The following is an 8078-nucleotide window of genomic DNA, read 5'->3' on the forward strand; positions in this document are numbered from 1 at the left end:
AGGCCGTTTGCGTTTCCTCTTCCGCACCGGCCGCGGCAGGCGCGCCGCCTTCCAGCAGATAGACAAGGCCGCCGGCCAGCAGCACGACGCTCTCGACGATCCAGAAAATCTTCAGCACGAGCCCGATGCCGCTGGTGAACCCGTAGCTGTGCAGGCCAACGCCAAGCAGGTTCACTCCCCACCACGAAAACGCCACGACCATGCCCATTGACACGGCACCCATGTGGATGCCCAAATCGCGGATGTACTTGCCGAGGCGGGCGTGGAGGATGATCAATCCCCACAATACGATCAGCAGTGCGCCGTTCTCCTTCGGGTCCCACCCCCAGAAACGGCCCCAGCTGTCATTGGCCCAGATGCCGCCGAGCACGGTGCCCACGCACGCGAAGAGCAGTCCAAAACAGAGCACGCCGTAGACCATCCGCGTCAGGCCGCGGTAGAAATCCGGGTCGTTGCGGCGGACGCGCAGCAGCTTGCCAAAGATGTACAGGTGCGATAGCACGCAAGCCAGCAGCCCGGCGCTGTAGCCCATGGTCACGGTCGTCACGTGCGTCGCCAGCCAGAAATTCGTGTCCAGCACGGCGACCAGGCTCGGCATGGTGTCCACCGCTTCCTTGATCTCGTAGCGGTAGGCCAAGAACATGCCGAACACGCCCACGAATGACGCGACGGCAATGGCAATACGCTTGCGGTTGATGAGTTCAATGAACAAGGAGACGATTACGGCCACGGCGGTCACGAAGAGGATGGTTTCGTAGAGCGTGGTGACCGGGGGCCGGTTACGGATGATGCAGCGCAGCGTAATGCCCGTAATCAGCAGCCCCGTGGGCGCGATGACGGAAAGCGCCGTGACCCACCCGACGATTCGCTTGCGCGGCAGCAGCCAGGAGATGGCCACTATCACAAAGCTCAGCACGTACAACCACTGACTGTAGAACATGAATTTGCCGCGATAAAACGCGACCTCGACGGGCACTCTGCCGTATTCGCCGCGGAGAGACGCGCGCTGGACGATATCCTGGTGGAACGACCGCAGTTCCGCGGCGAATGCGGCGTCAAGCGCGGCGTGTTGCGAGGCGTCGCCGGCCGCGGCGAGCCGCTCCTGCCGGTTTGCCGCCATTCTTTCAAGGCTTGCGACGAGCTGCAGCAGTTCCGGGTGTGGCTGTTCGTGGTCCAGCGCGACGTGCGGCAACTCGCCGGGCGAAAACCATTGCTTTTCAGCGGGGTCCGGCGGCGGAAACAACGCGAGGGCCTGCGCGCCCGAGAGGGCCGGCACGACCTGCTTGAAATACACGTCGCTCATGGCCTGACGTTCCTGCTCGACCTTCTCCGGGGCCAGTTGCCCGCTCTGCGCGGCTACCTCGCCCGAAACCTGGTTGAGCAAGGCCACGATCTCGCTCGCGCGAGCGCCATGCGGGTCCGTAATCGCTGCGGCAAGCGCGGTGCCCTCGGGCGCGGTGAAGCGCGCGCGCGCGAAGTCCAGGAACGCGGTCAGGTCCTCGAAACGCAAAAGGTTGTGCGCCAAATCCAGTATCTGCTGCTCGACGCCGACGCGCTGGCTGGCCTCGACCGAATCAAAATGCCGCGCCAGTTCGAGCAGCCGCTCGCGGCCGGGAAACAACTCGTTGTACGCATAGCGGTCCCGCTTCTTGGCGTGGGGCGCCACGCCGATAGCGTCGATGGCGTCGTAGGTGCTGACCAGGAAGCATGGGTAGGCTTTCGCGGCATCCGGGTAGAACAGGCAGTCGAGCATCCATTCGAGATGGCCGCGCCTCTCGCCCGAGGGCAGGCTCAGCGTGCGCGACCCGTTCAGCGCGAGCAGCGTGAACTGCGCGAACGTATCGAGCGGCTTAACGCGGCCCCCGTCCTGTACCGGCAACGTAGCGAAGAGGTCGAGTGTTTCCCGGTTCCAGGGCGGGGCGGCCGGCTGCGCGAAGGCCGGCACGGCACAGGTCAGGGCCAGCCCGGCAATCCACCAACAAGAAAACCGCTGCTTCATGAACGTTTCCTCTGCTCGCGCCGGAGATGGCCATACAAACGCTGAATGAAATGAAGCGACAAGCCAAACGAGATGATGATGCACGAATAGAGCGGCCACTGGTCGGCGGGATTGTTCACCACTTCGAAGACACTGTACATGCGGTCATTCGGGCCGGCGTCTTTCGGACCAAACGACGCCTGAAACAGCGTGTAGCCCTTGTGGCGCAGCGGCTCATTCATCCGGATTTCCACCTGACGCCGCACGTCGCCTTCAACCTGCGTGACCACGCTCTCGTAATTGCTGGCCATGCGCGTGCCCGGATGCTGCTCGTGGATGAACTTGTCGAGCACTATCGTGAACGGCGTCTTCCAGCGTTGCCGCCGCAGGTCGATGCTCCAGGCCGAATCGCCAATATCCACCACCCAAGGTATCGCCCCCCCACGCGCCGACCAGCCCCACAGGATACCTTTCTGCGCCTGTTCCTTCGCCTTTTCAATGACAACGGCGTAGGCGCCCGGGATATTCTGTTCGGCCTCCCTGCTTTTCGCCTGCGGGATGAGAGCGAACCCGTCGACGCCGTGAGCCAACCCGGATGCCGGTTGCACGGCGGCGTTAGGCGCGAAACCTTCTATCCGCAGGTCGAACGGCAGTGCCATGGCATGAAAGGTGCGGCTGTCTTCCGGGCCGAGGCCGGCAAAATGCTCCTGCGGGATGACCCACTGGCGGCCCTCTGTATTCGCGCCCACTTCCGTGACGGCGATTTCCCAGTCGTAATAGCTCTCGAATTCGTCGCTGCTTTCGCCTTCGTACAAGGTCATGTGCCCGCGAATGCTTAAATGATACGTGACCAGTCCGCCCAGCAGCATCAAGAGGATGCCGCTGTGGGCTATGAGCATTCCGGGGCGCGTCCAGCTTTTCGGCGCGCGGACAATCGCGCCGAAAACCAGATTCACGAAGAGCAAAGCCATCACGAGGTATGCGCCCGGCAGGGGAATGGGCACGGTATCGTACAACTCATAAATGACGTAGAAGGACTCGAAGTATTTTTTCTGAGCGTCATAGAGGCCGTGGTCCACCTGCTCGAGCGTGCCCAGCAGCGTGAGCAGGAAAAGAAACGCAAGCAGCACGATGGCAAAGCCGTAAGACGCGAGCAAACGGAACAGGTTGCGCACGAGAGTTGACATATTCTTCACTTCAACCGCTTTGCCGCATCGACTTGCAGAATGCGGCGAAGTTGTCCTTTTCCTGGGCCATTTGGGCCTCAGGTCCCACCATAATCACAAACAGCGTGCTTTCCTTGTACGGGGCCACGAGACCAAGGAACAATTGGCCCGGCAGCGTCGCCCCGGACATCCCCGTGTAGTCCCCTTGAATCTCGACGTACACCGCCTCGCGCCCCAGTATGGGCCAGCGCGGCAGCGCGGCCAGTTCCTCCGCGCTGAGCGGGGGCTGGTTCATCTGGTCGCGCCAGCGGTTGATGTTGGCGTCCACGCCGCCCGCCGTGCCCGAAAGCATGAAGGCGCGGCATTCACACACCCCGTCGTGCGCAGTATAGGTGACCAGGCGCATTGGTCTCGCGGGGGCCTGTTCCCAGCCGGCAGGCGTATCCCACTGCAGTCCCTGTGCGCCATTCGCGGGCGCTTCCGCGGCCTGCCCGGCCTGCGCCTCGCGCAATGATTCACAAAAGGCCTCGAAACGGGCCGTTTCCTGCTCGACTACGGAAGCGGGGCCGGTCAACCGCACAAAATAAGACTGACCGCCCTGCACGGCAGCAAGCGCGAGCATCATGTAGTCCGCCTCGTTCCGGTCGCCTTGCATGCCTTGGTACGTGCCACGCATCGAGACATAAGCTGCCTCTTTGCCCAACAGCGTCTTGCGCGGCAACGCGGCCAGCGCAGCTTCGTCCATGGGTTCAAAGCTCATCTGGCCGCGCCACCGGTTGATGTTGGCCAGGAGGCCCCCGCCTTCCCCGCCAAGCACGCTCAAATAGCACTCTGTGGCGGGGTCGCCGGCAATCCGGAAATTCGCCTGGCGCATCTGCGTCGGCGGCAATTCCTCCCATCCCTCCGGCGTGTCCCATGCAAAGGACATGGCGGATGCTCCGGCCATGGCGTCCATGCCCGTCATGCCGCCCATGGCGGCATGTGGGTTGGCCCCAGTGCCGAACCGTTCCGCCGTGCTTAACCTGGGGGGCGCCAGGTCGTGGGAATCCGCCTGCCTGGTTTCCGTAATCTCGCGCCGGGATACGCTGCCCCCGCTGCAATAACTGAGGAGAACCGCCAAGGCCCCCGCACCTATAAGACACCATCTCGCATACTTCATGGTCTGACGATTTCCGAGCCGCGACCCTCGTGTGGCAACTCTTGTCCGCAACGCGGCTGACTTGCTGAACATCGGCACCAGCTACAGGCTTGGCGCAACTAGGGTTAGATAACACGATACTCTATCTTAGCGGTAACAATTCAGTCAATGTCATCATTCCCACAGTACATGCCACAATCGATGCTCGAGGTCTTCAGTCTGGAAAACGCCCGGAAGCCGGGTTTGCGAGACGGACTCGCGTGTCCTTATAGTGAGCCAATTGCGATTGAGGTGCAGGCATGCGTCGTGTTTTGCGGGTCTCTCTGGTACTTCTGGCGCTGGTGACCGCCGTCTTGGCGGCCGTTGCGGCGTATCCCTTCCTGGTCGCCGGCACGGAGACGCTCGTGCTTGATGACACGGCGCGGACCGCGCTTACGGCGTCGCGCGGGCTTGCCTTCGCGCAACTGAACGACGGTTACACGCATTATGTATGGTCCGGACCGGCAGACGGCCAGCCGGTCGTTCTGGTGCATGGATATACGGGGCCGATGCGGCTGTGGGAGGGCACGGCGAAGGCCCTCGCGGACGGCGGGTTCCGCGTGTTGCGTTATGACCTGTTCGGACGCGGTTATTCGGACCGGCCGGACGCCCGTTACGACGCGGACTTCTTTGACCGGCAACTTCTCGAATTACTGGATGCACAGCAGGTAACGGGACCGGCCAACCTCGTCGGGCACTCGATGGGCGGGGCAATCGTGGTGGGGTTCGTCGACCGCCACCCGGAGCGCGTGTGGTCGTACGTGCTCATGGCCCCGGCGGGCTTCCCCCTGCACGAGCCCCTGCGCTATCGCATGCTGCACTGGCCGGGCGTCGGTGAATGGTCGATGCGCATGTTCGGGGACGCCACGCTCGTGCGGGCGCTCGACCGCATGGGCGTGCCGGAGAACGACCCGTACCGGCGCGACTACGTCGAACAGATGCGCTACCGCGGGTACAAGCGGGCGCTGCTTGCCACGCTGCGCCACATGCCGCTGCTGACGCTTGAACCGGTATACCGGCGCGCCGGCGCGTCAGGCAAGCCCGCCATGCTGCTTTGGGGAACGAAAGACCACGTGCTGCCCTTCGACCACCACAAGCGGGTGCGCGCTGCCATGCCGGGCATCGAGTTCTATGCCATAGAGGACGCGGACCACACCATGCAACTGGAGCAGCCGGGCGTCGTGCATGCGCTGTTGGCGGGATTCCTGTCTCGCGTGAATGGCGGAAGCTATATTGCACCGGCGGGGGGCAGGTCTTCGACCACGGCGGCGGTGCCGTAGGCGATGATTTCGGCCATGCCTCCCGAGATGGAGGCTGTGCCAAAACGCATGTCGACGATGGCGTTTGCCCCGAGCTTGCGCGCATCTTCCATCATGCGATCGAGCGCCTGTTCGCGGGCTTCGGCAAGCATCTTCGTGTATTCGGGTATCTCGCCGCCGACGAGGTTGCGCAGTTTGGCCAGAATGTCCTTTCCCAGGTGCCGGCAGCGCACGGTGCTGCCGCGCACCAGACCGATAGTCTCGGTCACCCGCTTGCCCGCAATGGACGAAGAGGTAACAATGATCAATGACGGACCTCCCGGCTGTACCGGTCCGTGCGCGCCGCGCGCAGCCGCTGCCGCAGCACGGAAACAAACAGGATGCCAAGACCGATAATTGGGGCCGCGATCAAAACCTTGACCAGCGCATTGGCCCACTCACCGGCAAGAAAATGATAGATGCCATAGACGGACAGGAGCAAAGCGCCGGCGGTCAGCGCCAGCCATCCCGACCGACGTTCCAGGCGGTTGTAGACGCCATTGACGAAACCGTCCCACACATCCTCGGGCGGCGCTTCGCGCGCGAACGCGGCGGCGGTGCCTACGGCAAGCCGTTGCATGGCGTCGAACTCGCGCCGGCATGCCGTGCAGGCGTCCAGATGGGCTTCAAGGTCGCTGCGGTCTTCCGAAGACAGCTCTCCGTCGAGATAACCCGAGACCAGTACCTGATAGCGCTCACACGGTTGTGTCATGACGTCGTCCAGCAATACCCATCCCCATAGAGGATTACACCGGCGCGGCGGATATATTCGCCGCGGACCGGTCCTGTTGTTCCAGCACCCGCCGCAGACTCTTGCGCGCCGCATGCAATCGCGACATCACCGTGCCCTCGGGCACGCGCAGGCACGCGGCTATCTCCGAATAGGACAGTTCCATGAAATGGCGCAGCCGCAGGATTTCGCGGTGCTCCGGGCTGAGCCGGCTCATGGCCGCCGCGATGGATTCCCGCAGGTCATTGCGTTCCGCGGCCTCCCCGGGACCGGGGCTCGGATCCCGCGCGTCAAAACCGCTCTCAACCAGGTCTTCGAGCGACTGCTCGCCTCGCCTGCGCCTGCGTTTGAGGTGGTTCAGGCATGTGTTGCGCACGATTTGATACAACCACGGATAGAACGGCATGCCGGGTTTGAACCGGCCCATGGCGCGAAACGCGCGCGCAAACGCTTCCTGGGCCAGTTCCAGCGCGTCTTCGCGGTTGCCGACGATACCGTAGGCCGCGGCATAAGCGCGACGCTGATGCGCGCGCACGAGGACGCCGAACGCCGCGCGGTCGCCTTTGCGCGCCGCGGCAAGCAGACCTTCTTCGTCCTCGAGATGCTTCTCCATAATACCCGTGCCCATCCGGAACAGCAGCCCAGTTTATGCGGATCAGAGTATACGCGCGCAGCACATTACGAGGAAAACCACCGCTGTCGCGGCGGGGACCCCTCACGCTGTTTCGGCCGCAATGGCGGACGCCTGTACGGGTGCATCGGGGGCCTGCGGCGCGGCGGACCGGTTCAGCCGCCCCTCGAGCCACGTGATTAACATCATGTAGAGCACCATCCCGAGGAGGGCGCAGGACATGTCGAACGCTATGGGAAAGCGCCACCCCACGTAGTTGTACCGCTGGCCAATGACGCCAATCGCGATGAGATAGATGAGGCCCGCGGCACGGTAGGGCGAATCGATGCGCAGCGCAAAAAACAGAGCCGGGATAACGAGCATCATGTAGTAATAGTGCGTCGGCGCGACCAGGAAGAACACGGGCACGAAGCTGTACACGATCGACTCCGCGTCTTCGAGATAGCGGGTCAGGTACCCGGAGACAAGCAGCACCACGGCCTGAATGCCCCACCAGACGTGTATCCATTGCGCCTGGAACTCCTGGAGCTGCGCCTTGTAGGTCCACCAGTCGACGCCGCGCGGCACCAGGTCGAACGTGCCGAGGAACAGGTAGCGGAACCCGACCCGCCACGTCGAGATGTCGTTATTGTGATAGCCGATCTTGTCGAAGAACTCGCGCCATTGGTGCAGCCCGCCCGCATACAGGACCGATGCGCCAACCAGCAGGCCGCCCGTAACCGCGAAGGCGGCGAAGAACTGGAAATGCTTCCACGGCATCCGGCGCGTGCGCACGAGTTCGACGATACCGCGCGCGCCCATGCCGAATGCGAAGATGATGGGGAAAATGCGCGCGAGACCCGCGTAGGCCATGAGCCCGCCCGCGGTCTTGTACCAGCCCTTCTTGACGAATGCCGCTCCGAGAATCGTCAGCATGATCCAGTCCGTACGCAAGTATGCGGCTTTCATCGTCGGGGACTGCATCGTCAGGAAGTTGATGCCGAAAAAGGCGGCGGCCAGCAGGCCGGCGCGGTGGCCAAAGGCCCAGCATGAGGCCAGCAACGCGAGCAGGATGAGCCCCGGGTCGAGCAGCGCCAGCGCATGCATGCCCCTGAGGTT

General features: G+C 63.2%; 8 protein-coding genes. 1 reads left to right on the forward strand and 7 read right to left on the reverse strand.

Features of this window, described 5'->3' with window-relative positions:
* From ccsA to KA184_18240, 3 genes are all read right to left on the reverse strand, one after another.
* Positions 1-1999 (reverse strand): cytochrome c biogenesis protein CcsA (ccsA, locus tag KA184_18230; protein MBP8131522.1); only part of this gene is annotated, 1999 nt, incomplete at its 3' end.
* The gene (locus KA184_18235; GenBank protein ID MBP8131523.1) at positions 1996-3165 is read right to left on the reverse strand and encodes a cytochrome c biogenesis protein ResB; all 1170 of its coding nucleotides are present in this window, start codon (positions 3163-3165) and stop codon (positions 1996-1998) included. The genes ccsA and KA184_18235, both read right to left, overlap by 4 nt.
* Before the next feature lie 10 nt (positions 3166-3175).
* The gene (locus KA184_18240) at positions 3176-4303 is read right to left on the reverse strand and encodes a hypothetical protein (protein MBP8131524.1); all 1128 of its coding nucleotides are present in this window, start codon (positions 4301-4303) and stop codon (positions 3176-3178) included.
* Positions 4304-4581: 278 nt separating this feature from the next.
* Here KA184_18240 and KA184_18245 point away from each other — a divergent pair, with 278 nt between their 5' ends.
* Positions 4582-5601: an alpha/beta hydrolase gene (locus tag KA184_18245; protein MBP8131525.1), complete on the forward strand. Its 1020-nt coding sequence runs from the start codon at positions 4582-4584 to the stop codon at positions 5599-5601.
* Here KA184_18245 and KA184_18250 read toward each other — a convergent pair.
* The 4 genes from KA184_18250 to KA184_18265 form a co-directional block, all read right to left on the reverse strand.
* Entirely contained in the window at positions 5550-5888 is a 339-nt protein-coding gene (locus KA184_18250) for a YbjQ family protein (protein MBP8131526.1), read from the reverse strand. The two genes, KA184_18245 and KA184_18250, sit on opposite strands and share 52 nt — an antisense overlap.
* Positions 5885-6331, reverse strand: a complete 447-nt coding sequence (locus KA184_18255; GenBank protein ID MBP8131527.1) for a zf-HC2 domain-containing protein — start codon at positions 6329-6331, stop codon at positions 5885-5887. The genes KA184_18250 and KA184_18255 overlap by 4 nt, the downstream gene beginning before the upstream one ends.
* A 34-nt stretch (positions 6332-6365) precedes the next feature.
* Positions 6366-6977 (reverse strand): sigma-70 family RNA polymerase sigma factor, encoded by a 612-nt coding sequence (locus tag KA184_18260; GenBank protein MBP8131528.1) that lies wholly within the window; start codon positions 6975-6977, stop codon positions 6366-6368.
* An 87-nt stretch (positions 6978-7064) separates the two neighbouring features.
* Positions 7065-8078, reverse strand: a 1014-nt coding sequence (locus KA184_18265) for a hypothetical protein (protein MBP8131529.1), incomplete at its 5' end; no start/stop codon positions are given.

The sequence above is a fragment of the Candidatus Hydrogenedentota bacterium genome (assembly GCA_018005585.1).
Lineage (GTDB): Bacteria > Hydrogenedentota > Hydrogenedentia > Hydrogenedentales > JAGMZX01 > JAGMZX01.